The organism is Shewanella benthica KT99, assembly GCF_000172075.1.
GTDB classification, from domain to species: domain Bacteria; phylum Pseudomonadota; class Gammaproteobacteria; order Enterobacterales; family Shewanellaceae; genus Shewanella; species Shewanella benthica_A.
This window is the reverse complement of sequence record NZ_ABIC01000018.1, coordinates 40901-66021: the sequence shown is the minus strand read 5'-3', so window position 1 is coordinate 66021 and position 25121 is coordinate 40901. Positions and strand designations below refer to the sequence as shown.

21 protein-coding genes and 1 pseudogene are annotated in these 25121 nt (G+C 44.7%); 10 read left to right on the top strand and 12 right to left on the bottom strand.

Going from position 1 to position 25121, the window contains the following annotated elements; all coding sequences use genetic code 11:
* Window positions 1-97: 97 nt before the first annotated feature.
* The 7 genes and pseudogenes from KT99_RS20780 to murJ all read right to left on the bottom strand — a co-directional run.
* A pseudogene (locus KT99_RS20780) lies at window positions 98-853 on the bottom strand (ISAs1 family transposase); the annotation flags it as partial.
* A gap of 96 nt (window positions 854-949) precedes the next feature.
* Window positions 950-1897 carry a 4-hydroxy-3-methylbut-2-enyl diphosphate reductase gene (ispH, locus tag KT99_RS10335; protein WP_005499716.1) on the bottom strand — a complete coding sequence of 316 codons (948 nt, stop codon included), beginning with the start codon at window positions 1895-1897 and terminating at the stop codon, window positions 950-952.
* Between the two features lie 3 nt (window positions 1898-1900).
* Window positions 1901-2323 carry an FKBP-type peptidyl-prolyl cis-trans isomerase gene (gene fkpB / locus KT99_RS10330; RefSeq protein ID WP_040571855.1) on the bottom strand — a complete coding sequence of 141 codons (423 nt, stop codon included), beginning with the start codon at window positions 2321-2323 and terminating at the stop codon, window positions 1901-1903.
* A 5-nt stretch (window positions 2324-2328) separates the two neighbouring features.
* On the bottom strand, window positions 2329-2859 hold the full coding sequence (gene lspA / locus KT99_RS10325) for a signal peptidase II (protein ID WP_005499712.1): 531 nt from the start codon (window positions 2857-2859) through the stop codon (window positions 2329-2331).
* Between the two features lie 138 nt (window positions 2860-2997).
* Window positions 2998-5820 (bottom strand): isoleucine--tRNA ligase, encoded by a 2823-nt coding sequence (gene ileS, locus KT99_RS10320; protein WP_005499704.1) that lies wholly within the window; start codon window positions 5818-5820, stop codon window positions 2998-3000.
* Window positions 5821-5851: 31 nt separating this feature from the next.
* Entirely contained in the window at window positions 5852-6787 is a 936-nt protein-coding gene (gene ribF / locus KT99_RS10315) for a bifunctional riboflavin kinase/FAD synthetase (RefSeq protein WP_005499703.1), read from the bottom strand.
* Between the two features lie 192 nt (window positions 6788-6979).
* The gene (gene murJ / locus KT99_RS10310; RefSeq protein ID WP_005499701.1) at window positions 6980-8539 is read right to left on the bottom strand and encodes a murein biosynthesis integral membrane protein MurJ; all 1560 of its coding nucleotides are present in this window, start codon (window positions 8537-8539) and stop codon (window positions 6980-6982) included.
* A gap of 247 nt (window positions 8540-8786) precedes the next feature.
* Here murJ and rpsT point away from each other — a divergent pair, with 247 nt between their 5' ends.
* Window positions 8787-9053 carry a 30S ribosomal protein S20 gene (gene rpsT / locus KT99_RS10305; protein ID WP_005499699.1) on the top strand — a complete coding sequence of 89 codons (267 nt, stop codon included), beginning with the start codon at window positions 8787-8789 and terminating at the stop codon, window positions 9051-9053.
* Window positions 9054-9191: 138 nt separating this feature from the next.
* Here the strand turns inward: rpsT and KT99_RS10300 are convergent, their stop codons facing one another.
* A complete protein-coding gene (locus KT99_RS10300) occupies window positions 9192-9488 on the bottom strand; it encodes an ArsR/SmtB family transcription factor (RefSeq protein ID WP_005499697.1) in 297 nt (98 codons plus the stop codon).
* A 135-nt stretch (window positions 9489-9623) separates the two neighbouring features.
* On the opposite strand from KT99_RS10300, the gene KT99_RS10295 reads away from it, so the two are divergent.
* The 4 genes from KT99_RS10295 (at window position 9624) to KT99_RS22300 (ending at window position 12864) form a co-directional block, all read left to right on the top strand.
* The gene (locus KT99_RS10295; RefSeq protein WP_005499696.1) at window positions 9624-11024 is read left to right on the top strand and encodes a M20/M25/M40 family metallo-hydrolase; all 1401 of its coding nucleotides are present in this window, start codon (window positions 9624-9626) and stop codon (window positions 11022-11024) included.
* Between the two features lie 873 nt (window positions 11025-11897).
* Window positions 11898-12299 carry a hypothetical protein gene (locus KT99_RS10290; RefSeq protein WP_005499694.1) on the top strand — a complete coding sequence of 134 codons (402 nt, stop codon included), beginning with the start codon at window positions 11898-11900 and terminating at the stop codon, window positions 12297-12299.
* The gene (locus KT99_RS10285) at window positions 12275-12562 is read left to right on the top strand and encodes a DUF6236 family protein (RefSeq protein ID WP_005499692.1); all 288 of its coding nucleotides are present in this window, start codon (window positions 12275-12277) and stop codon (window positions 12560-12562) included. The genes KT99_RS10290 and KT99_RS10285 overlap by 25 nt, the downstream gene beginning before the upstream one ends.
* Window positions 12563-12693: 131 nt before the next feature.
* A complete protein-coding gene (locus KT99_RS22300; protein ID WP_005499690.1) occupies window positions 12694-12864 on the top strand; it encodes a hypothetical protein in 171 nt (56 codons plus the stop codon).
* Between the two features lie 147 nt (window positions 12865-13011).
* Here KT99_RS22300 and yaaA read toward each other — a convergent pair whose 3' ends face one another.
* Both yaaA and KT99_RS10275 read right to left on the bottom strand, forming a co-directional pair.
* Window positions 13012-13788 (bottom strand): peroxide stress protein YaaA, encoded by a 777-nt coding sequence (yaaA, locus tag KT99_RS10280; RefSeq protein ID WP_005499688.1) that lies wholly within the window; start codon window positions 13786-13788, stop codon window positions 13012-13014.
* A 123-nt stretch (window positions 13789-13911) separates the two neighbouring features.
* Window positions 13912-15354: an alanine/glycine:cation symporter family protein gene (locus tag KT99_RS10275; RefSeq protein ID WP_005499687.1), complete on the bottom strand. Its 1443-nt coding sequence runs from the start codon at window positions 15352-15354 to the stop codon at window positions 13912-13914.
* Window positions 15355-15780: 426 nt separating this feature from the next.
* Here KT99_RS10275 and KT99_RS10270 point away from each other — a divergent pair, with 426 nt between their 5' ends.
* From KT99_RS10270 to KT99_RS10250, 5 genes are all read left to right on the top strand, one after another.
* A complete protein-coding gene (locus KT99_RS10270; protein WP_040571854.1) occupies window positions 15781-18147 on the top strand; it encodes a phosphoketolase family protein in 2367 nt (788 codons plus the stop codon).
* A gap of 258 nt (window positions 18148-18405) precedes the next feature.
* Window positions 18406-19506, top strand: coding sequence for an OmpA family protein (locus tag KT99_RS10265; protein WP_040571853.1), 1101 nt, complete (start codon window positions 18406-18408; stop codon window positions 19504-19506).
* Between the two features lie 377 nt (window positions 19507-19883).
* Entirely contained in the window at window positions 19884-20840 is a 957-nt protein-coding gene (tal, locus tag KT99_RS10260) for a transaldolase (RefSeq protein ID WP_005499680.1), read from the top strand.
* Between the two features lie 13 nt (window positions 20841-20853).
* A complete protein-coding gene (gene pgi / locus KT99_RS10255) occupies window positions 20854-22491 on the top strand; it encodes a glucose-6-phosphate isomerase (protein WP_005499678.1) in 1638 nt (545 codons plus the stop codon).
* Window positions 22492-22725: 234 nt separating this feature from the next.
* Complete coding sequence (locus KT99_RS10250) at window positions 22726-22911, top strand: DUF3545 family protein (protein WP_005499676.1); 186 nt, start codon at window positions 22726-22728, stop codon at window positions 22909-22911.
* Window positions 22912-23236: 325 nt separating this feature from the next.
* On the opposite strand, the gene KT99_RS10245 is transcribed toward KT99_RS10250, so the two are convergent.
* The gene (locus KT99_RS10245; protein WP_040571852.1) at window positions 23237-23773 is read right to left on the bottom strand and encodes a hemerythrin domain-containing protein; all 537 of its coding nucleotides are present in this window, start codon (window positions 23771-23773) and stop codon (window positions 23237-23239) included.
* A 156-nt stretch (window positions 23774-23929) separates the two neighbouring features.
* On the bottom strand, window positions 23930-25027 hold the full coding sequence (locus KT99_RS10240; protein WP_005499671.1) for a response regulator transcription factor: 1098 nt from the start codon (window positions 25025-25027) through the stop codon (window positions 23930-23932).
* Between the last annotated feature and the right edge of the window lie 94 nt (window positions 25028-25121).

Below are 25121 nucleotides of genomic sequence, written 5' to 3'. Positions count from 1 at the left end.
CTGATGCTTAGCCCGCTTTTTAGCAGTAACAAGCTAGTTATCTTCAATCGTGAGTGCAACGGGTTCATCCAGAGCCACTTCAGCTTCATTAAACAGCTCACATTTTAATCCCTGACTCTAACAGGGTTGAGCGATACTCGTCGTCCAACCCTGCCATCTTCTTTTTAGCCACTATACTCGCGCGTTTTGTCTGGTCTTACTTGAACAAGGTCATTGCTATTTTTCTCATCACATTAAAAGCAAGCGGACCTCGGCCTTTACGGAACCGTGATCCATCTTCTCTGAATGTCATCTCTAACACCCAATGCATACTTTCTACTTGCCAGTGATTTCGCACAGAAGATAACGCCTGCTCTGCATTTAAATCTAATGAGCTAATGTACCAACGTGTTTCAGTGGTCTCTTTACCTGTCGTTTTTTCATGTCCGTCTGATGTCACTTTGATAATGCTTTTTAAGCCAACCCACTGATATTTATTATTTAACCAACTTTTACTAACCAGCACTTGCTGACAACGTCTTGTTTCAATTCGCCCTGTAGACCAGAATGATGACCTTTAAGCGCTAGAATATAATCAGCCTTTTGCTTAACGATTAGCTTTGCTATCTCTTTTTGACATCCCATAGCATCGAGCGTGATGATGCTGACAACTCCAGGCGCTCACAGTATGAAGTGCAGTTTTGCCGTCAATGGCAATGACATCGCAACCAGTACCTTCTAGGAGAGAATAAATCCAAGCTTGAAAAGCTTTCTCTATTTCATCCGCTTTTAATCGGCAGATAACACGGGCAATAGTGTCATGCCGAGGAATACCTGCTTTAAAAAGACGATACTGACGAAGCCAATCAAGCTTTGCTCGGACGGTTACGCTTTCTGTTTAAAAACATACAAACTTACAAAGGAGGCCAGTGGCCTCCTTTGTAAGAGCTCTAAGTATGATTAGATTAAGCTATCTCAGCTCAGCTGGCACGGCAAAGACGGTATCTTCTTTTCGGCCTTCGACTTCAGTGATAACGCTAGGTGCTAACTCGGCAATAGCATCGATAACTTGCTGAACCAGTACTTCTGGCGCCGATGCCCCAGCAGTGACTGCCACTTTAGTCACATTAGTGAACCAAGCCGAATTTATATCATCTGCATTGTCAACCAGATGGGCCTCAGTGCCACACTTCTCAGCCAGCTCTCTTAGACGATTCGAGTTAGAGCTGTTTTGTGACCCCACAACAATAAACAGATCCACATCATCGGCTACGTTACGCACCGCATCCTGCCTATTTTGTGTGGCATAACAGATATCATCTTTACGCGGCCCTTCGATAGCTGGGAAGCGTTTCTGCAGCGCTGCTATGATATCTACGGTATCATCCATAGACAAGGTAGTCTGAGTGACAAAACACAGATTTTCTGCATTTTTAACCACAAGAGACTCGACATCTTCTGGAGACTCGACCAGTAAAACGCCTCCTTCAGGGTTATCATACTGACCCATGGTGCCTTCAACTTCTGGGTGTCCGGCATGTCCGATAAGGATACACTCGATCCCTTTACGGCTAGCACGAGTCACTTGAAGGTGCACCTTAGTCACCAATGGGCATGTCGCATCGAACACCTTAAGGCCGCGACGCTTAGCCTCGGCTCTCACAGCCTGAGATACACCGTGTGCGCTAAAGATGACGATACTGTCATCGGGAACCTGATCTAACTCTTCGACAAATACGGCGCCACGATCTTTAAGGTTCTCGACCACATATCGGTTATGCACCACTTCATGGCGCACATAGATAGGTGGAGAAAATAGCTCAAGCGCACGCTCGACTATGCTGATGGCTCTATCGACACCGGCACAGAAGCCTCTGGGATTAGCAAGCTTGATCTGTAGACTATTGGGTTTATTCATACACTAAAGTACCTGTATCACTTCAAGCTCAAACGTAAGTACCTGACCCGCTAAAGGATGATTAAGATCGACCGTCACCGAATCACCGGCAACTTCACGAACGATGCCAGGGATCTCACTGCCACCCGGGCCAGCGAAACTGACAATAACGCCTGGCTCGAGTTCCATATCTCCGGGAAACTTACTTCTATCCATATAATGAATCGCATCTGGATTAGCCTCGCCAAAGGCATCGACAGCTTTTAGGGTAAAGCTATGGCTGTCACCTTCTTCCAGAGAGTTTATCTGTGCCTCAAAAGCCGGGCTTAAACTTTCGTCACCGATATTAAGCCTAGCGGGTTTACCCGAAGCCTTGGTGCTATCGGCGGTAGAGCCATCTTCAAGCACGATATTCATATGACATAAAATAGAACGTACATCAGTCAATTCAATTACTCCTTTGCAGCACTTTTTTCATCTTGCGCTTTTTTCTGTTTCTCGAGGCGATCTGAGATAAATGAGTCCACAATAATAAGTGCAGCTCCGACACAAATTGCAGAATCTGCAATATTGAACGCAGGAAAGTGACTCTTATTCCAATAAAAATCCAAGAAGTCGACCACGTACCCATGTTGCAGGCGATCGATAAGATTGCCTAAGGCACCAGCGATAACTAAAGTATAGGCAAGATTGAGTCGCCACATCTGCGCTGGCTGTTTTCTCAACCAGAACGTCAGCAAGACGCTAAAGCCCACCGCGATAAAGGTAAATAACCATTTCTGCCAACCACCTGCATCACTCAAGAAACTGAATGCTGCTCCGTAATTACGCACATAGGTAAAATTAAAAATCGGCAGTAGCGTTACAGACTCATAAAGGTCAAAGTTAGCTAAGACCCATTGTTTAGAGACTTGATCGGCAATAAATACCAGTACAACCACCCAGTACCAGCGTATACCGCTCTCTTTCCAATTAGTTGGCATAGGGCCTTCCTCTTAAAAAAAATGACGCATAGCAGCGTCACTTTCCATAGTTCAAAAATCTATAGCAGCTGAAATACTCAAGCCGCAGTCCATCAAGGTATTGAGCCTGACAAATTTATCAGGCTCAATGCGCGCAAGTTAGGCAAACTGACGAACTTCACCCTCGCCTTCGATGTTGGTGACACAACGGGTACACAGAGTTGGATGTGCTTCAATCTGACCAACATCTTCTCTATGATGCCAGCAACGCTCACATTTTGCAGACTCTGACTTCAACCAGCCAAGCTTAAGCGATGCAAGCTCAGTTTCAATCGCATCACTTGGCGCTGCTGATAAAGCAAGCACTCGCGTCTTCGACGTCAAGAGTACAAATCTGAGTTCATCGCCCAAACTGTTTAGTATCTTAGCTAACTCATCATCGGCATATAGGGTGATCTCAGCTTCCAGTGAACCACCGATCTGCTTTTCACGTCTGGCTTGCTCGATAACCTTGTTGACTTCACCGCGAACGCTAACCAATTGCTCCCAGAATTCATCACTAAGGTCTGACTCTAATGTTACCGACTCTAGCCCTTGGAACCACTCTTGAGTAAAGACATAAGCATCTCGCTCACCAGGAAGTAGCTTCCAGATCTCATCTGCGGTGAAAGATAAAATAGGTGCGATCCAACGTACCATAGCTTCAGAAATCAAATAAAGTGCAGTCTGGCAACTACGACGAGCATGACTATCGCCTTTAGCCGTGTACTGTCTATCCTTGATGATATCGAGATAGAAACTGCCTAGCTCAACTGAACAGAACTGCACTAGCTTCTGGGTCACTGTGTGGAAGTTATACTGCTCGTAAGCTTCTAATATCTCTTCTTGCAAAACAGCAGCACGACGTACTACCCAACGATCCAGGGCGACCATATCGTCAATGGCTACCGCGTCTTTTACTGGGTCAAAACCATTGATGTTAGCCAGCAAGAAACGTGTAGTGTTACGAATTCGGCGATAGGAATCGGCGCTACGCTTGAGGATCTCATCAGAAACCGTCATTTCACCGCTATAATCAGTGCCAGCAACCCAGAGGCGTAAAATATCTGCACCTAGCTTATTGGTGATGGTTTGCGGAGCAATCACATTGCCCACAGACTTCGACATCTTACGGCCTTTACCGTCGACGACAAATCCATGAGTAAGCACTTGCTTATAGGGCGCTTTGCCATTCATCGCGGTCGATATCATCAAAGATGACATAAACCAGCCACGATGCTGATCGCTGCCTTCCAGATAAAGATCTATGCCGTGTCCCTGATATTCAGGGCGAGCAGCAACGACCGATGAAAATGATGAACCTGAGTCAAACCAGACATCTAAGGTGTCGGTCACCTTACGGTATTGATCTGCTTCATCACCCAAGAGTTCTGCGATATCAAGATCCCACCAGGCTTGGATGCCCTTCTGTTCGATCTTGTTAGCCACGCGCTCCATCAAGGAGATGCTATCAGGATGCAATTCTTCGGTTTCACGATGAACAAACAAGGTAATAGGCACGCCCCAGGTACGCTGACGCGAAATACACCAGTCTGGACGGTTCTCCACCATTTTCTCGATTCGGCTCTGGCCCCAATCAGGGATCCACTTAGTCTTCTTTATCTCGCCCAACGCTTGTTTTCTCAGGCCCTTTTTGTCCATAGAGATAAACCACTGAGGTGTGGCTCTAAAGATAATAGGCGTCTTGTGTCTCCAGCAATGAGGGTAGCTGTGAAGAATAGTCTCGTGCTTGATTAAGGCGCCCTTCTCATCAAGAAGAGTCACCACATTCGCATTAGCTTTAAAAACATGCTGTCCGGCAAAAAATTCGGTGTCTGACTTATAAACACCATTATCACCGACGGGATTGGCCACTTCTAAACCATATTTCAGGCCAATAATGAAATCGTCTTGACCGTGGCCCGGTGCGGTATGAACAATACCCGTACCTGAGTCGACAGTGACATGATCGGCCAAGATGACTGGCACATCGAAGCCATAGAAAGGGTGATCGAAGCGTAACAACTCAAGTTCCTGACCTTTCACCTGAGCAAGTACCTTATGAGAATCGACCCCATAACGCTGCATACAAGACTCGACCAGTGCCTCGGCTAAGATAACGACTCTGGTAGCATCATCCTTAACAAACTCAACCAGCGAGTAATCCAGATCCGCCGCGATTGCCAGTGCGCGGTTTGCCGGTAAGGTCCAAGGAGTCGTGGTCCAGATAACCATAGAGACATCGGCTTCAATCTCTACGTCAGCAAACTTAGCCAGCAGTGCCGCCTTATCTGTTGCTACAAAAGCAACATCGATAGCAGGAGACTTCTTATCTTCATATTCGACTTCAGCTTCAGCCAGTGCCGAGCCACAATCGGTACACCAATGCACAGGCTTGACACCTTTATGCAAGTGACCACTCTCGATCACCTTAGACAGTGAGCGCACTATGTTGGCTTCGGTACCGAAATCCATGGTTAGGTAAGGTTTATACCAATCGGCAAATACACCGAGACGGATAAAGCCTTCACGTTGGCCATCGACTTGCTTAGCCGCATATTCACGACATTTTTCACGAAACTCGGCCGCGGTAACCTTATGACCTGGCTTGCCGATTTGCTGCTCAACCTTGAGTTCGATAGGTAGACCGTGACAATCCCAACCTGGAATATAAGGAGCGTCGAAACCAGACAGCGTCTTAGATTTTACAATAATATCTTTGAGGATCTTATTAACTGAATGACCGATATGAATATCGCCGTTGGCATAAGGAGGACCATCATGCAAAATAAATGGTGTACGGCCTTTACGGCTATCACGGATCTTTTGATACAGCCCGTCTGCTGCCCAGGATTTTAACATTTCCGGCTCACGATTAGCCAGATTACCACGCATCGGAAACTCAGTTTCCGGCAAATTCAAAGTAGATTTATAGTCGCTCATTGATCCTATACCATTAATTTAGCCAAGCAGTTTAGCCTGCATCATTGCCAAGCAGAGCCTTGGCTTTGTCAGCGTCATTGTTAATTTGTTTTTTCAGCGCATCCAATGATTTGAATGGCTTTTCATCTCGAATCTTAGCAACCAACTCGACCTCGACGGTTCGACCATAAAGATCATCATCGAAATCAAACAGGTGCACTTCTAACAGACAAACCTGACCATTTACTGTCGGTCTAAAACCCACATTGGCCACGCCATCATAAATATCACTGCCATCCCAATACATCTTAACGGCAAACACTCCCCTAACTGGAGAAACTTGACGTTTAAGCGCTATATTGGCAGTAGGAAAGCCTAAAGTTCTGCCTATTTTCTCCCCATGGGAAACTTTACCACACAAGATAAAAGGATGGCCGAGTAGACGCCTTGCTTGTTCCAAGTTGCCTTTAGCCAACTGATTTCTAATCTCGGTCGAACTGACTCGTTTGTCACCTAAAGCGAAACTTTGAGTACTCACCACGGCAAATTGGTGTTTTTTTCCTGCCGACTGAAGCATCTCAAAGTTACCTTTGCGCTGTTTACCAAAGCAAAAATCATCCCCTATGACCAGGTATTTAACCCCAAGAGACTCAACCAATAATTTGTCGATAAAGTCCTGCGCCGATAGATCTGCAAACTTAGCATTGAAGTTAATGCATACTAACCTGTCGATCCCCAGCTCTTCGAGTAAAATTATTTTATCTCTGAGAGAGCTGAGCCTAGCTGGTGCACTATCACCTCTAAACATCTCTTGCGGCTGAGGCTCAAATATCATCAAGGTTGCAGGAACATTTAACTGTCTCGCCTTCTTGACTAGCTTAGCGATAACCTCAGCATGGCCTCGATGAACTCCATCAAAATTGCCGATAGTGAGAACACAACCGTGATGTGCAGGTAAAATATTGTGTATACCGCGGATTAGTTCCATTACATTATATAACTAGCAGGCCTGAGTGTGAATGGGCGGATTATATACCAGCTGACGAGGATAATCAGCAAGGATCTTTCCCAAGGATAATTGCTGTCGGTTTTAATAAACAATCAAACAGTAAAATGCCGCCCAAATTAAGCAGACATGTAACGGCTCTCACAACTCAACATCAGGCATAAATTCAAATAGTTACAGGCCTGTTTTTATTTCCCATGGCTTGACTCCAAGAATCACCAAGGTGATAAGGTAGCTCGCTCCACCTGCTGCAATTAGCATGAGCAAGGTCGAGGCTCGTTCATGGAACACCTGTCCTAGCCACACCTCTTGGGATGGCAGGAAGTACAGCAGTAAACCGACCATGACACCACAAGACAACAGCGCCTTGATAAAGAAAAAACCAGTTTGCCTACTCACTCTATAGACACCGGCCTTATGCAGGCCACGATAAAGTAGACCCGCATTGAGTAATGCTGACATCGAAGTTGCCATGGCTAGACCGACATAACCAAAGGGAAAAGCAAGTATCAGGTTAAACACCATATTGCTGACCATAGCTATGATGCCATAGCGTACCGGTGTCCTAGTGTCTTGTCTCGAATAGTAACCAGGCGCCAACACCTTAATCAACATGAAGCTCAGTAAGCCACAGCCGTAAGCCACTAAGCTATATGACGCCATTTCCACATGATGCAGAGTAAATTCGCCACGCATAAACAGCACCATCAACATGGGTTTAGCCAGTACAATCAAACCACACATGGCGGGCATCCCCAGCAATAAGATGGCTTTCACTCCCCAATCCATGGTGGACTCAAACCCCTTGCCTTCGGCATTGATATGCTTCCTAGATAGAGCAGGCAAAATAACCGTTGCGATTGCGATACCAAACAAACCCAGGGGAAACTCGAGCAAGCGATCGGCATAATAAAGATAACTGATAGAGCCCGTCATCAGAAAGCTGGCAATGAAAGTATCTAATAGCAAGTTTATCTGCGAGACAGACACACCAAAGAGTGCAGGTATCATCAAGGTACGAATTTTAGTCACACCTGGGTGTTTCCAGCCCCAGGTGGGTTTAACTAAGGCTTTCTCTTTTAAGAGGAAAGGTATTTGAAACAAAAACTGAATTAAACCACCAAAAAACACACCAATAGCCAGTCCAATCTCGGCCTGTTCCATACGGGGCGCGAGAAAGATAGCGGCACCGATAATGGCTATATTTAAAAATACCGGCGTAAATGCCGACACGGCAAATCGCCCCCGGCTGTTTAAAATAGAGCCAGCAAGGGCGGTAAAGGTAATAAACCACAGATAGGGGAAGGTTATCTTCAACATCAAGGATGCTAACTCAAATTTAGCGCCATCAGGTTCCCCATTTACCCACGCGAGAAACCAGCCACCACCGAAAAGCGCCGTTAATACCGGGGAAGCGATAACACCGACTAGCGTCACCACAGTAATGATAACGCCTAATGTCCCCGCGACCTTAGACAGTAGTTCTCTAATCTCCTCGGAAGTCTGTTTCTGTTGATATTCAGTTAAAACAGGAACGAATGCCTGAGCAAAAGCACCTTCTGCGAACAGACGTCTTAGAAAATTTGGAATTTTATTAGCGAAGAAAAAAACATCAGCGCTGCTTCCAGCACCCATAAGATTGGCGATAACCACATCTCTGACTAAACCCAACACTCGAGAAATCAACGTCATAGCACTCACTATCATGCCTGACTTAAATAAAGCTTTACTCAAAAAACCCCCTGATCTGAACGATACATTTCAGGCGAGTAGTCTCAAGAATTGATTTTCCCCCTGTCACTGGCTAACAATTACTGCTAGAATTACGCACCATATTACACGAGTTAGGTTGAAGATAGCCAAGTCTGGTTGGATTAATTTATCTTTAAGATAAAGATTCAATCATTGTCATTGACAAAGTGACAAAAAAGAGGCATATTCCCGACCTTTAAAATATCTAACCCTATTTAGGAGTTGCACCTTGGCTAATAGCAAGTCTGCAAAGAAGCGCGCGCTTCAATCTGAAAAACGTCGTCAGCATAACGCTAGTCGTCGTTCTATGTTACGTTCATACGTAAAGAAAGTTATCGCAGCAATTAAAGCTGGCGATCACAAAGCGGCTACTGAAGCATTTAATGTTGCACAACCCATTGTTGACCGTATGGCGACTAAAGGCATTATTCACAAGAATAAAGCTGCTCGTCAGAAGTCTCGCCTAAACACTAAGATCAAAGCACTTGCTGCTTAATCTTTAAGTTTATGCTTAAAAAAATCGGCCTTGGTCGATTTTTTTATGCCTGAAATTTGTTAATACCCATTCCACTAAATTTCAGGCATAAAAAAGCAGAGCCTTCAGGCTCTGCCAATTTGATTTACTTCACTGTTTTTAATGACAGTACATGTTGTTCAGCAACTTAATAATCTCCGATACTTCTTTACTCTTCAAGGAGTAAAATACCGTTTGAGCTTCCTTACGAGTCTCAACTAAATTATCTTTTCGTAACCAGGCTAGATGCTGAGACAGAGCCGATTGACTCAAACCCAGTTTTTTATTCATCTCACCAACACACATCTCTCCTTCACTAAGAAGATAGCATAGGATAAAGAGACGACGTTCGTTTGCCAAAGCCTTCAACATCACAACGGCTTGGTCTGTCCTTTGCTGCATTAATTCAATATTCATTACGAGCAATTTCTCCTAAAACAATCCCCTAGGCTAATATAGCCTTGCCTTACAGATATAGTCGGGACATAAAGCACACTTTTTGCTAGATTGTTTTCAAAAATGGGACATGAGTAATAAAAACAAAGGAAACTTATGAAAAACACACCCCGTACCTTGGTCATTGGACTCCTCTTTGGCAGCCTTATTGGTTGTCAGCACACGCCAGCAGAAAAATCCGCTATCTTAATACCTCAGCAATTGCAGCAAGAAGCCTTGAGTTCAAATTTGGCATATGAGTTGGTCGAATCCCTCACGGTAGAAGTCGGCCCCAGATTGGCCGGCAGTGAAAAAGACCTGATTGCCGTTCAATGGGCGCAGGACAAGCTCAATAGCCTGGGATTCGACAGAGTCTATAAAGAAGCGGTTCAAGTTCCGGTCTGGAGTCGAGGGGAAGCGAAAGCGAAAATCCTATTCCCCTACAGTCAGCCTATCGTGATAACCGCTCTTGGCGGCAGTATTGCGACGCCAAAAACCGGAATACAGGCCTCCATCGCCCGATTCGATAGTTTAGCGGCATTGAAACTGGCCTCTAAAGCAGAAGTCGAAGGCAAGATAGTCTTTATCGACCACATCACCGAACGCCATATCACAGGCAAAGGTTATGGGAAAACCGTAGGTGGCCGTTCTCGCGGCGCCATCACGGCAGCGGAGAAAGGCGCATTAGCTATCGTGATCCGCTCCATAGGGACAGATCATGACCGCATGGCTCACACAGGTATGATGCGCTACAAAGAAGGTGTGACTAAGATCCCAGCGGCGGCTATGTCTAACCCGGATGCCGATCTGATCAAGTTAATGCTCAAACGTGACCCTAATGTGGTGCTGGACCTGTTCATGTCTCCCCAGCGTTTAGGCTACGCGACCTCATACAATGTCATCGCCGAAGTCACCGGCAGCAGCAAGCCAGATGAGATAGTACTCATAAGTGCTCATTTAGACTCATGGGATGAAGGTACTGGCGCCATCGATGATGGCGCTGGCGTGGCCATCGTCACATCGGCGGCTAAGCTCATTCAAGATTTAGCAGTCAAGCCAGCACGTACGGTTAGAGTCGTACTCTATGCCGCCGAAGAAGTAGGCCTGATCGGTGGTAAAGCTTACGCTAAGGCACACCAAGACGAGCTAGCCAAACATTACATCGCTGCCGAAGCTGATTTCGGTACTGGTCGCATCTATCAGATCGATTACAGAGTCAATGACAAGGCCTTCACGGCATTACAAACTCTCAGTACACCCATGATTCAGAATGGTGTTGTAATGGGCAGCAATATGGCCTCAGGCGGCCCTGATGTCTCTATGTTGCCAAAGCAAGGTGTACCTGTGGCATCATTAAGACAAGATGGCCGTGATTACTTCGATTATCACCACGCACCCAACGACACCTTAGATAAGATAGATCCAGCCGCACTGCAGCAAAACGTGGCAGCCTACGCTCAGTTTGCGTATCTGATGGCCCAATCGGAAATCGAGTTACGCCCTTTGGCAGCTAAATAGGAGTCGCTAAAGAGCTGTTTAGCGGTTCAGCTGTTTTTTGCCTTGGCTCGATTCAGCCTTCTATTGGTAATCTACTAGGCCACTATTTATCGTAACAGTGGCCTTTTTGCTTAAAATGAAGCTTGATTACATTTTAATTTGCTTCATTTGGCGGTTTTGGTGTTGGCTGGTTTATTGAAAGTTTAATCTTCATGGTTATCTATCGCCTGCAGCGGGTGCCGTGCAGGGATGCACAAATGTCGTGATCACATGGTCAGAGATGTTCCCTACATCCCAAGACATTTCTCATATCCCTATGGGTCAGATGTGAGTGAACGACCTTATGTGCAGATACTTCAGCGAAACGCCGCCTCTTGATTTCATAAGAGTCTTCCATGTGGGCTCTGCGGTTTCAAACAACATCCATGTTTAACAGCCAGTTCGGCTCCCTGCCTCTCGTTCGAAGCGTTTCACTTAGTGAAACCTCACCCTGAAACCGAAGTCCGCAGCCGCATCTACACCTGGTTATTTGTCTCTTCGATTTAGGATTTCTTGGTTTAGTAGCTAAATACGTAACAGCCAAAACGTGCTAGTTCCGAATGAAGCTTGAAGCAGTTTTTACCTTATTCGCTCCGCCCCCTATATCCGTATTGGGAACTCGTCCTAAGTGTACTGGACTATTTTCTCGACCGTCTTCAGCATAGGCGACTTCAATAAATTCTTTATGAGTATCTAAGCCTATGAAAATTATGCTATATTTTCTCACCCTAGCCTCCAGTTACAATATTGTATGGCTCTGGTGCACAATTTAACTATTTTGGACTAACCCACGGACTTGGAGACTAGCACCTCGTGGGGAGTCATTATGTCTAGCACTCTAAATCTGAAGTCAATATGAATAAAAAGGGAATAGTAGTATCTCCGCCTTTCAAGCCTATTTATACAGGGGAAGTTAGTTGTGGCGGAGATCCTGATCCGATAGAGTTGCGAAAATACCTTATGTATTGGGACGAAATTGATTACCCCTCAAATATGCTAATTCATGTTTCTTCGCCTGAAATTGATTATCTAGAACAGTCAGGCAAACTAAAACGTACTCATGTTCGTTTCCAAGGAACAATAAGCTCGGGTCGTGGTGAATTCTTCATTCAGGCTCAAGAAGCAGCATTTAGAAAAAATCAAGATGAACTCACCGCATTCCGTTGTCATATGGATGAGGTCAATGAAAAAATATTGAGTTCAAGAGATGTACCGCGTGCAGAAATGCTCAAATGGCTCGTGTCGAATTGGCTTTGAAAGATATTGATAAAACTTTAAATGAGTCTGGTATAAAACGAATTACAACTCATTTAAAAAATGTAATTAATGCTGATTTTTCAGGTATTGTTGGCGCGGGTTTAGGAAGCGCAGGTGTTTCCGCATTTATTGGAATGTCTCCTTTAATAGCAGGTGTCGCTGGCGCTGGCTTAGTATTTGTCGTAAAAAGCTTAATAATGCCATCAAATCAGTGCCCTACTGATTTAAGTTACATTAATAGTATCAGAAAGAATTTTCGATAAACAAACATAATCCTGGATAAAGGGGTCAGAGCGAATTAGGGGTCTCGAATAAAACCAAGATACTTTTTCTCATCTGAGTCACCCGCATTAGAGCAAATAATCTAGCACGCTTTTGTCCAAAAGTGAGCTGAATGCCAGTAAAATTAAAATCGAAGAAGCACCTTTTCGAAGCCATAGCTGGTGTGAACGCGGCTGTGACCTTCGGCATCAGGGATGATGTCGCAGAGGCTATAGGGACATACTTGCGCCGTGTCACAGAAGTGTTTGCACTTAAGCCTGCTGCAAGCAATAAACACCAATGACGCCATGGTACTTAGCAAACCACCAAGTACCAACCTAGATAAGCGACACCATTAAAAATGCTATTTGAAACTTGCTAGCTGGCAAGTACCACATTAGCTAAATGAAACCAATCAAAAAATGTAATCAAGCTTCATTCGAAGCCTTGCCTACAGCTGTTCTTCACGGAGAAACACCGGTGCGAAAGCTGACGATTCAGCTTCACAGTAATGATATCCCGCGCTGTCAAACTTGATCAACTCAGCAAGGGTACTCACCTTGTTATCGAGGATATAGCGCACCATCATGCCGCGGGCTTTCTTGACGAAGAAACTGATCACCTTGTACTGACCATTTTTTCGATCTTTAAACGCTGGCGTAATGATACGGCCCTTCACCAGTTTGGTCTTAACCGCCTTGAAGTATTCGTTTGAGGCTAAATTGACAAGGATGTCGTCTCCCTGCTCTTCCAGGGCTAGATTCACCTCATCGGTAATGGTATTGCCCCAGAATTGATACAGGTTAGTGCCTTGCTTATTCGCTAAGCGAGTGCCCATCTCTAATCGATAGGGCTGCATCAGGTCTAACGGACGAAGTAGCCCATAGAGTCCGGATAATATGCGCAGGTGTTTCTGAGCGTCCTGTATTCCGCTTGGTGATAAGGTGTCAGCATCTAAGCCGGTATAAACATCACCGCGAAATGCATACAAGGCTTGTTTGGCATTTTCGGTAGTAAACTCTGGACTCCAGGTCCCGAAACGAGCCGCATTCAAACCGGCAATTTTATCGCTCACCTTCATCAAGGATGCGATTTCTGCTGGCGTCAATTTACGGCACTCCTCGATTAACTGAACGCTGAAGTCGACAAGCTTAGGCAAGGTATATTCAGCCGTCCCTGAGGGGTTCTTATAGTCTAATGTTTTAGCTGGTGAAATTAAAACTAACATAGCCGATCCTTATTGAACTCTTATGCTTGCCATCATACTGATGCACACATAAAAAACCACGCTAATAGCGTGGTTTTTTAGATTGTGCTAATTCAGTCTATCGAATCAATGAGCTTAAATGATTTATGCTTCTGACAAAGCCGCTTTCTTACCGCTCCACTCACTGTTTTCTATGCCATTAATCTCCGGGAATTGACTGGCATCGAATGTCGGCGTTTTGCCTGCTTTAAGCTGACGCTCATAATCTTTAATTACCGCAAAGGCAACTTTAGATAACATGACAATGGCGGCGATGTTAACCAGTGCCATCAAGCCCATAGAAACATCGGCAAAGTTCCACACTAACTGCAATGAAGCAACCGATCCCGCCATCACCATGGCTAACACGGCGCCGCGGAAAATAAACAACACCTTCTTACTCTTAGTTAAGAACATGATGTTACTTTCCGCATAACTGTAGTTGGCAATGATCGATGAGAAGCAGAACAGCAGAATGGCAAAAGAGATGAAATACGCAGACCAGCCACCTAGCTCATTAGACAGAGCCAACTGTAACAGTCCAATTCCTTGCTGTTCTCCTGGGTTATCTAACACTCCAGATAGTAAGATAATCGCAGCCGATGAGGTACAGATAACAATCGTATCGACAAAAACGCCTATCATCTGCACAAAGCCTTGAGAAGCTGGATGGTTTGGATTAGGCGTAGCCGAAGCCGCAATATTAGCCGCGCTACCCATGCCCGCTTCGTTAGAAAACAGACCACGAGCGATACCTGCCATCATAGCGCCCATAGCGCCACCAGCAGCCTCATCCCAACCAAACGCACTCTTAACAATTAGGCTAAGTGCGGCGGGCACTTGCTCAATATTCAGTACTAGAACAAGCATGCCAATCGCTAAGTAAGCCACGGCCATTACAGGCACTATCAGCTCGGAAGCACGAGCGACCTTTTTAAGGCCACCACAGATAATATAGGCAGAGGCGAGTACGATGACGAGTCCAACAATAGTCTTATCGAAACCGAAAGCATTATTGAGTGCGTCAGTAATGGTATTGGCTTGAGCCGCATTGAAAGCGAAGCCAAAAGCTATGATAAGCAAAATGGAGAACAGGGTGCCCATCCAACGCTTACCTAGGCCTTTTTCCATGTAGTAGGCAGGGCCACCACGAAACTGGCCTTCGCTGTCTCTAACTTTATAGACCTGAGCTAAGGTTGACTCAATGAAGGATGTCGCCATGCCTAATAATGCAATTAACCACATCCAAAAAATAGCACCCGCACCACCTACTGTAATGGCGATGGCAACACCGGCCATATTTCCTGTACCGACACGAGCAGCCATCGAGGTACAGAATACCTGAAATGACGAAATCCCATCGACCTTTTCACGGCCCCGCATGACCAGCTTGGCACCATGGCCAAATAAACGAAACTGAATAAAACTCAGACGAAGTGTAAAAAATACACCCGCAGCGACCAGTACGTATATAAGCACGCGGCCCCATAACATGCCATTAATGGCATTCACTACAGATTCAATAGCGCTAATTAATGATTCAAACATATTTCTTACTCTATCCCCATGATAATCACTGCAGCTTATGCAACCAGCTCCGAGACTAACGTGTTTTAGTTTTCTTCCAACTATTCGATAAAAACTGGTAATTTTCTTTTAAAATTTTGCTTTCGTGAATTTATTACATCACGTTCACCAATTTTCGTTGCGGCAAAATAGCATACCATCAAAAGTATCTCGCGTGATCTAGGTCACAATTAATCATTTGCATAACACGACTATCACACGTAAAAACGAATTTAAGTTAGGCTAACAACTGATTACACAAGTTTTTCACCTGAACATCGCAATAAAATTGAAATATTATGACTTTACAAAAATAAGATGTAGGACACATTCTTGTAATAAAATTACAAATATAGTGGCTTGCATAAGCTTTGATTCAATTTTTGCTTACTATAAATGGGGTTATTTATGTCACAACAGCAAGAGATCGGCGCATTAAAGAAATTTGTCAGAGCGACAAACTTTCTAGCGACATCGCAAATTTATCTTAAGAAAAACGTACTGCATAAGCGTGCACTCGAACACACAGATATCAAGCCTAGACTATTAGGTCACTGGGGCACTTGCCCAGGGATCAACTTTGTTTACGCTAACATCAACCGTCTTATCGTTAAGAATAATCGCTCATTCGTCTACCTTGTAGGCCCAGGTCACGGTTTCCCTGCAGTACAAGCTAACCTATTCATGGAAGGTTCTCTTAGTCATTATTACCCTGAAACCATTCCATACAGTGAAGAAGGTATCACAGATATCTGTCAGAAGTTTTCAGCAGCTTATGGTTACCCTTCACACGCTAACCCGGAAGCACCTGGACAAATCCTTGAAGGTGGCGAACTAGGTTATTCACTTTCAGTTGCCTGGGGTGCTGTATTAGATAATCCCGACCTTATTGCGGCATGTCTGATTGGCGATGGCGAGTCAGAAACAGGCCCTCTTGCCGCTTCTTGGTATGCCAACCGTTTAGTAGACCCTGCCACTAACGGTGCGGTGCTACCCATAGTTCATATCAACGGTTACAAGATTTCTGGTCCCACTCGTATGGGCCGTATGAGCCACGAAGAATTAGATCTCGAATTCCGTGGCCTGGGTTATTTCCCTATCATAGTCGATGACCAAAATGAAGAAGACGTCTATGTGCAGATGATTAACGCCATGGATAAGTCATATGAGATGATCACCGACATTCAGAAACGCGCGCGCAGCGGTGAAGATGTTGTTAAGCCACGCTGGCCTGTCATCTTGATGCGTACCGCTAAAGGTTGGACTGGTACTGCGCAGTACGACGGCAAGAAGCTTGAAGGTAACTGCGAATCTCATCAGGTAATCGTCAATAAGTGTGCTACCGATAAGGGTCACTTAGACGCGCTCAACACTTGGTTAGGCAGTTATAAGTTCAGTGAACTTTATTCGATTAACGATAAAGGCGAGCTCATCTTCGATGAAGAGATCCAGAGCCTACTTCCACCTAAGCAGTTAACTTGTGGTCAGCAACACTTAAGCTACGGTGGTGAGGTGGTTCGCGCACTGACTAACCCTGACCTATCTAAACTAGCCTACGGTCCAGAAACACCTCGTGGTACACGTGGTCACTCCATGTACAAGATGGGTGAGTGGATGCGTGATGCGATGAAACTCAACCGCGATCAACGCAACCTGCGTATCTTTAGCCCTGATGAAACTTACTCGAACCAGCTTCAAGCCGTATTCGAAGAGACTAACAGATCATGGCAGTGGCCCATCGAAGAGTGGGATACCGACATGGCCCGTGACGGCCGCGTCATCGAGCTATTATCCGAGAACTTGCTCTTCGGTATGATGCATGGTTACACAGTGACGGGTCGTCACGCCATGTTCCCTACTTATGAGGCATTCTCACAAGTTATCTCCTCGATGGCTGACCAATACTGTAAGTATGTCTATGCCAGCCAAGGCGTTCACTTCCGCAAGCCAGTACCGGCATGCAACGTGGTACTATCTTCGCTGCTAGAACGCCAAGATCACAACGGTTACTCGCATCAGAACCCATCATTCTTGGGCGCCATGCTTGAGAAGCACCCGAAGATCATCTCAGCCTATCTGCCTGCAGATGGTAACACCACTCTGGTTTACACCGAGCGTGCCTTCGCGGATCGTGATAAGTTAAACATCATAGTTGCCGGCAAGAAAGACTTGCCACAATGGCTATCACTCGATGAAGCACGTGCACAGGTCAAAGACGGTGTCATGGTTTGGGACTTCGCTTCCGATGAAAACCCAGATGTGGTTCTGGTTGGTTGTGGTGATTACGTGACTCAGGAAGCGATGGCATCTCTGGTATTAATCAGAGAGATACTCCCTCGTGTTCGTATCCGTTTCGTCAGTGTTACCGAACTCACCAGCAGCGGTCTTGGTAGCTTAGACTTCCAGAGCAAGCCCTGGTTGATGGATGAAGTCTTCACTGCCGATAAGGGCGTTATCTTTAACTACCATGGCTACCCGAACACCATCAAGAAACTGGTATTCGATTATAAAGGCAATAACAGATTCAGAATCAAGGGTTATGAAGAGGAAGGATCGACCACAACGCCATTCGATATGGGTGTCAGAAACGGAACCTCGCGTTACCATCTCGTTATCGACATGGCCTACAAGCTGTTCCAACAAGGTGTTATCGATGAGACACAACATGTCACCATCACCACAGATATGCTGCAGCGCCTTGTCGAACATAGAAACTACATCAAGGAAAACGGTGTCGATCCCATCAGCCTGGACAACTGGGTCTGGACTCGCTAATAATCGTCATTAAACCAACAAGGTGAAAACACCTTGATAACATCACTGAGTGCATTCTTTTAGAATGCACTTTTTTTATGCTTAAAAACGATAAAGGTAATGATTTAAATCACATTTACATTGTAAATTAATCATAAAGCCGTAGATAATAGCGTCAGCTAGCTGATTAAACCAAAGAAATCCCCTATCAAGGTGCTGGCGGTGTTTCACCAACGAGTGAAACAGCATTGGGGAAAGATAAATAACAAAGGATTTAAAATGATGAACAATACATTGAAAGCTATTCTGCTGACTTCAATGCTCCCTTTCGCTGCTAACGCGGCTCAAGAACTCACTCCCTGGTATGTCGGCGGCGGTCTTGGCGTAAATAATTACGAGCCAAACTGCGACATGAAGACCATGAAGAGCTGTGGTAAAGATGATCCTTACGCATGGGATGTGTTTGCTGGTTACCTTTTTAACGACTATTTCGCTGTTGAACTAGGCTATCGCGATCTTGGTCGTGCCGAGTGGGTAGATTACGCCAATAAGATGAATGATGTTGGCGCTAAAGGCTTGAGCTTGGGAGTCGTAGGTTTCTGGCCAATCGCTAACCGCTGGAGCCTATCGGCTGAAGCCGGCGCGATGAATTACACACTGTCGAACAATAAAGAATATGGCAGTGAGTATTACAGTGACAGCGGTATTGCACCTTACATTGGCACAGGTATTGGTTATAACATCACCGAGAACTTGAAACTTCAGGCCAAGTATCGTCGTTACGAAAACTTAGATGAAGACAAGTGGAACACACTTGCTATGGAAAGCAACTACTGGGGCCTAGAGCTTAGCTACCGTTTCGGTACTCCAGCTGCTGTTGTTGCACCAATTGTTGCCGCTGTTGTTGTCGACTCTGATAACGATGGCGTCACCGATGATATGGATCAGTGTCCAGACACTGCTGCCAATCATAAGGTTGATGCGAAGGGTTGTACTATCTACACAGAAACTACCGAGCAACGCGATCTGGGTTCTATCCAGTTTGCTAATAACTCTTCAGTGGTAAAGACTGAGTCTTTCGCGCACATTGAGAAGCTGGCTACTTACATGAATAAGAAGCCTGAATCGACAGTGTTGATCTCGGGTCACGCTTCAGATGTAGGTAAAGCCGACTACAACATGGCCTTATCAGACAAGCGTGCGAAAGCCGTTGCTAAGATTCTTGTCGAGAAATATGGCATTAGCCAAGATCGCGTAGAAGCTAAAGGTTTCGGTATCACACAAGCTGTTATCCAAGGTAACAGCGCCGAAGCAAACAAGGCTAACCGTCGTATCGAAGCTCATGTCACTGGCGTGAAAAGAGAAGCACTGATCAAGTAATCACTCTCTCTTGCCGATACATAAAAATCGCTGCCTGGTCCAGCGATTTTTTATGATGCTAGAACAGCCTAAATGCAATTGATACCAGTCTGTAACAATTCGAATGTTTCACTCATTTTTATCTAAAGTTTAATCATGTTGTAATACTAAAGCTGGATTTTATCTATACTCAAAATCAACTGGCACGCTATACTCTCAGCTACCTATTTTTGACTAACATTTAGCGTAAATGGGCGAGTAACAAGCGCTTTTACTGATACTTTACAACTTTACTGTAATTTTTTTTCATTTACGGTTGGAAATATCATCAAAATCGCTTCTAATACTCTCAAACAATCACAAACCTTAAGCTGCTTCTTAAGAAGGATGTTATTTTTATGGCTAATACACTCGAGCAATTAAAATCTTTTACCACCATAGTCGCCGATACCGGTGACATTGAGGCCATCAAGCGTTACCAACCACAAGATGCGACGACTAACCCGTCTCTCATATTAAAAGCAGCCCAGATCCCAGATTATGGCCATCTAATCGACAACGCTATCACTTGGGCTAAATCACAAAGTGATGTAATTGAGCAACAGCTCGAAGATGCGGGTGACAAGCTTGCGGTCAATATTGGTGTAGAGATCTTAAAGATCGTTCCTGGTCGTATCTCCACTGAAGTTGACGCAAGACTCTCTTTCGACCAAGCCGGTTCGATCGAAAAAGCCCATAAGCTGATTAGACTGTATCAAGAAGCTGGCATAGATAAGTCACGAATTTTGATCAAGCTAGCTTCCACGTGGGAAGGCATATGCGCCGCTAAGCAGCTAGAGCAAGAAGGCATTAACTGTAATCTAACGCTACTATTCTGCTTTGCTCAGGCCCGTGCTTGTGCTGAAGCCGGTGTTTACCTTATCTCTCCGTTTGTCGGCAGAATCTTAGATTGGTATAAGAAAGACACCGGTCTGGACTACAGTGCTAGTGAAGACCCAGGTGTTGTTTCAGTTACCGAGATCTACAACTATTACAAAAGCCATGGCTTCAACACCGTCGTCATGGGCGCCAGCTTCCGCAACACAGGTGAAATCCTCGAGCTTGCGGGCTGTGACCGCCTAACAATAGGTCCTGCACTGCTCGAAGATATGGCTAATTCACAGGCTCAGGTGGTGCGTAAACTTGTTCCTGTTGAGCCATCAGTTACACCAGGTGAGCCACTAACAGAGGCACAATTCCGCTGGGAGTTTAACGAAGATCCTATGGCAGTTCAAAAACTTGCCGAAGGCATTAGAAACTTCGCTATCGACCAAGATAAGCTCGAAGTGATGCTGAAAGAGAAACTGGCCTCTTAAGGAGTAAGACAGGATGACTGAGCTAACCCAGAGTCAGACTTGGAATGAGCTAAAGGCGCATACCAAGAACTTGCCTCATATGAGAGTGCTTTTTGCAGAAGATAAACTCAGGTTCGACACTATGTCGACATCGGCTTGTGGCCTGTTTTTGGATTATTCCAAAAACAGGGCTAATAATGAGACCTTATCTCTACTATTCAAGCTTGCAGACGAGACTAAGCTAGCGGCTAAAATCAAGGCTATGTTTGGCGGTGACGTGATCAACACCACCGAAAAACGTGCGGTGCTACATACCGCACTGCGCGCAAAGCCTGAACAAAAAATAATGCTAGACGGTACAAATATCGTCGAAGAAGTTCAGCAGACTCAAGCTCAAATGGCGACATTTGTCACTGCAATCACTTCCGGAAGCTGGAAAGGCTACACTGGCAAGTCGATCACAGATATCGTCAGTATCGGTATCGGCGGGTCCTTCTTAGGCCCTAAGATAGTGTCTCAAGCGCTCAGACCTTATTGGAATAAAGCGCTCAATTGCCACTTCGTTGGTAATGTCGATGGCACGTCCATCACCGAGAAGCTTAAACCTCTCGATGCAGAAACGACTTTGTTTATCATGTCATCTAAGTCGTTCGCTACTCAAGAAACCTTGACTAACACCTTAAGTGCTAAAGAGTGGTTTATGAGCAATGGGGCGAGTCAGGAAGATATCGCTCAGCATTTTGTTGCTGTCACCTCCAATGTAGCCAAAGCGACAGAGTTCGGTATCGATGCCGATAATATCTTCCCTATGTGGGATTGGGTTGGCGGTCGTTATTCACTCTGGTCAGCCATAGGCTTGCCCATAGCATTAATGATAGGCATGGATAACTTCCGTGAACTGCTTGATGGTGCTCATGAGATGGATAAGCATTTTGCCAACACGCCGCTATCAGAAAATATGCCGGTAATTATGGGACTATTTTCACTACTGTACGGTAACTTCCATAATGCTCAGTCCCATGTGGTATTGACCTATGATCATTATCTGAGAGGACTTCCAGCCTATTTCCAGCAGCTAGACATGGAGAGTAATGGTAAGTCTGTCACCTTAGATGGCACTCACGTCGATTTCAGCACTGGGCCGGTTATCTGGGGCGGCGAAGGCACTAACGGTCAACACGCCTATCATCAGTTATTGCATCAAGGTACGGCGCTCATTCCTGCCGACTTTATTATGCCTCTCAAGAGCCATAACCCCTTAGGAGAGCATCATATCCAACTCGCATCAAACTGTTTTGCTCAAACCCAAGCACTGATGCAAGGGCGCTCTTATGAAGAAGCCTTAGCTGAACTTGAAGGCAGTGACCTCTCAATCGATGAAAAGAGCACCCTAGCCAAGCATAAAGAGATGCAAGGTAACAAGCCAAGCAATACCATCTTAATGGATAAGCTAACACCTGGAACTCTTGGTTCCCTCATCGCACTCTATGAACACAGAACCTTCGTTCAGGGCGCAATTTGGAACATCAACTCATTCGATCAATGGGGCGTCGAGCTAGGTAAAACATTAGGCAATGATGTTTTAGCCAGACTCGGAGCAGAGCAAGATGCAAGTGAGCTGGACAGCTCAACTAATGGCCTGATCAATATGTTCAGGCAAGAGTCAATCTAGAACACTCTGAAAATCCTCTGATGATAAAAAAGCCAGTTTACACTGGCTTTTTTTATTCCGTAGTTTATACCTCTAAATATTGTAAATATTCTTTGTAGTTAACGCAAAATAATCACCTTTCACGTCATAAAACCCTCACCGCCAGCTAACATAAATGAAACATTTATGTTGCACACTATTTTAAAAGTGTGGTATTTATTTGATTGAATAGAAATACAACAACAGGAGGTCACCATGAATCGACTCGATTATGGTAGTGCGCTAGATACAGTGATAGAAAGACCAAGCCGCTCGAGAAGCTCCAACAAGAAACGCAAATGGCGTGAAATCGAGGCACTGCAAGAGAGGCACCGTCTACTCAAAGAGCTGCAAAATATAGATAACAACTTCGATGGTGAATTAGACAACCTCCTGATGTAAAATCATCACATAAGAAGAGCGCATTTTCGCTCTTTTTTGTGTCTGGAACACTTATGTAAATTTCCCATGGATGGGTAGAAATTTACTTTGTGTCTGGAACACTTATGTAAATTTCCCATGGATGGGTAGAAATTTACTTTGTGTCTGGAACACTTATGTAAATTCCCCATGGATGGGTAGAAATTTACTTTGTGTCTGGAACACTTATGTAAATTCCCCATGGATGGGTAGAAATTTACTTTGTGTCTGGAACACTTAGGTCAGAACCTAGGCACTAGGAACTTAACGCTCATAACTTAGAACTTAAAGCTAAGCGCTTAAGTGTCTACTCATCCCTAGTGATGTAATCTCTTAACTCCTCAAATACTGCATTGTCATTATCACTAAAGAGCGGATCATCGATGAGTTTCAGTGAGCATAGTGCTTGTATCTCCTGCCAATCAGTTTGATCTATCACCTCCGCCCATCGAGGAAATATGTCTCTCTCTTCAAACAACATATGATCTTCTTGCAAGATAACATATGCCTTAAGATCCAATACAAGCTGCTCTCTAGATACCACGACATCACTTAATATGAGATTTAATGATGCCATTAAAGAAGCCGAGGCATCAACCAAGCCTTGGTGTTGCTCAGCCAACTTTTTAGTCCCTGTCTGAGCTGTTTTCTTTAGATAGTAACTATAAATAATATCTTCTAAAGGGTGATGGCTATGCTCGGCATAACTCTGCATATACTCAACAACATCTCTGATAAGATTAAAGTTAACCGCTTCCCCTTGAGCTAATCTGTTGTGTTTAACCTTCAGAATATTGAGTAATATCGCGATATGCTTATGATCATGATTAAGCCTTGCAAGCATAGTTGTCTCCATAATCCGAATACCTTATATATACAATACTAGTAAACAGATGAAATAATACCCAATATATCAAAGGTAATTATTAAGGCGTTCTGATTAAGATCAATGAAACAGGAACTATTTAAATTAATTAAATCAAAGGTCATTATTATTTATCTATGAGGCAACACTGGATTCAACAAAATTTTTCACCGTATTTAATGAGCCCTGTAAACGATAGAAGGCATCTCCAGCCGAATTGGCTTCCTTTAAGTTTCGCTCTAGCAAGGAGGCAAAATAATGTTCCTGCTCCTCAGTCATATCAAGTATATGGAAACTACTACGGATCTCTGTGGTCATTCCTGTTAATGCTGCACTGAACTTCTCATCATGTTCTAAGATTGCGCCGTTAATCTTACCAAGCAAGGCTTGTATCTCCACAAATACATGCTGAAGTGTCTGTTGACGACCTATATCCATCACTCTGGCCTCCAACCCCTCGACAATAACGGCAATGATGTCCCGAAGCCGTCCATAGAGGACTTCATCATCCACCGGCATATTTTTTATCAAGAAGGAAACATGCTTATCATTACAGATGGTGCGGCTGCCAAAATCATATAAACGCCCGTGCTTATCCAGTAGCTCGAGTATATTTGCCTCTATCGGACTGATATCAGCATGCTGAGGGGCAAAGTAATGCACCTCATCATCTCTTATCTCTAGACAGGTATTAAGATTAAGTTGTTGCATCAAGTCAAAGAAGGCATCGGCCAGACTCTGAAAATCTTGGCATAAGAAACATTGCCTAAAAAACTGTAACACGGCGCCATATTGAGACGATTCTGTCATCGACTGAAACGCCATATTCCTCGACATAGATTCTGACTGAACAAGTGAACGCCTCTTTGACTGATAGGAAGCCACAGCCTGAACTTTTGCCAGTAGTTCTTTTATCTCAAAAGGTTTGGCAATAAAATCCACGGCACTGACGTCATAGGCTCTCAGCCTCTCCTCTAAGGTATTCATGCCAGAGACAAAGATCACCGCACTGTCTTTGCCTGACTCTGTGAGTTCCCGACAGAGTTCGATACCACTCACATCAGGCAAATTGATGTCCATTAACACAAGGTCGGGGGTGCTATCAATTAAAGATTCGCGATATGTACTCGCCTCATGAAACACTGTGACCCGATAATGATCATTAAGCACTTCCTCAATCAGCTCACAATAATCTTCATCATCATCAACGATCCATACGAATATCTCTTCCATCACAAAATGCCTCTCGAATAGCAGCCAATGTACGTTGAAATGACGTCAAAACGATTAACACTAACTTGATTCATACCTATGACACCCTAGTGTT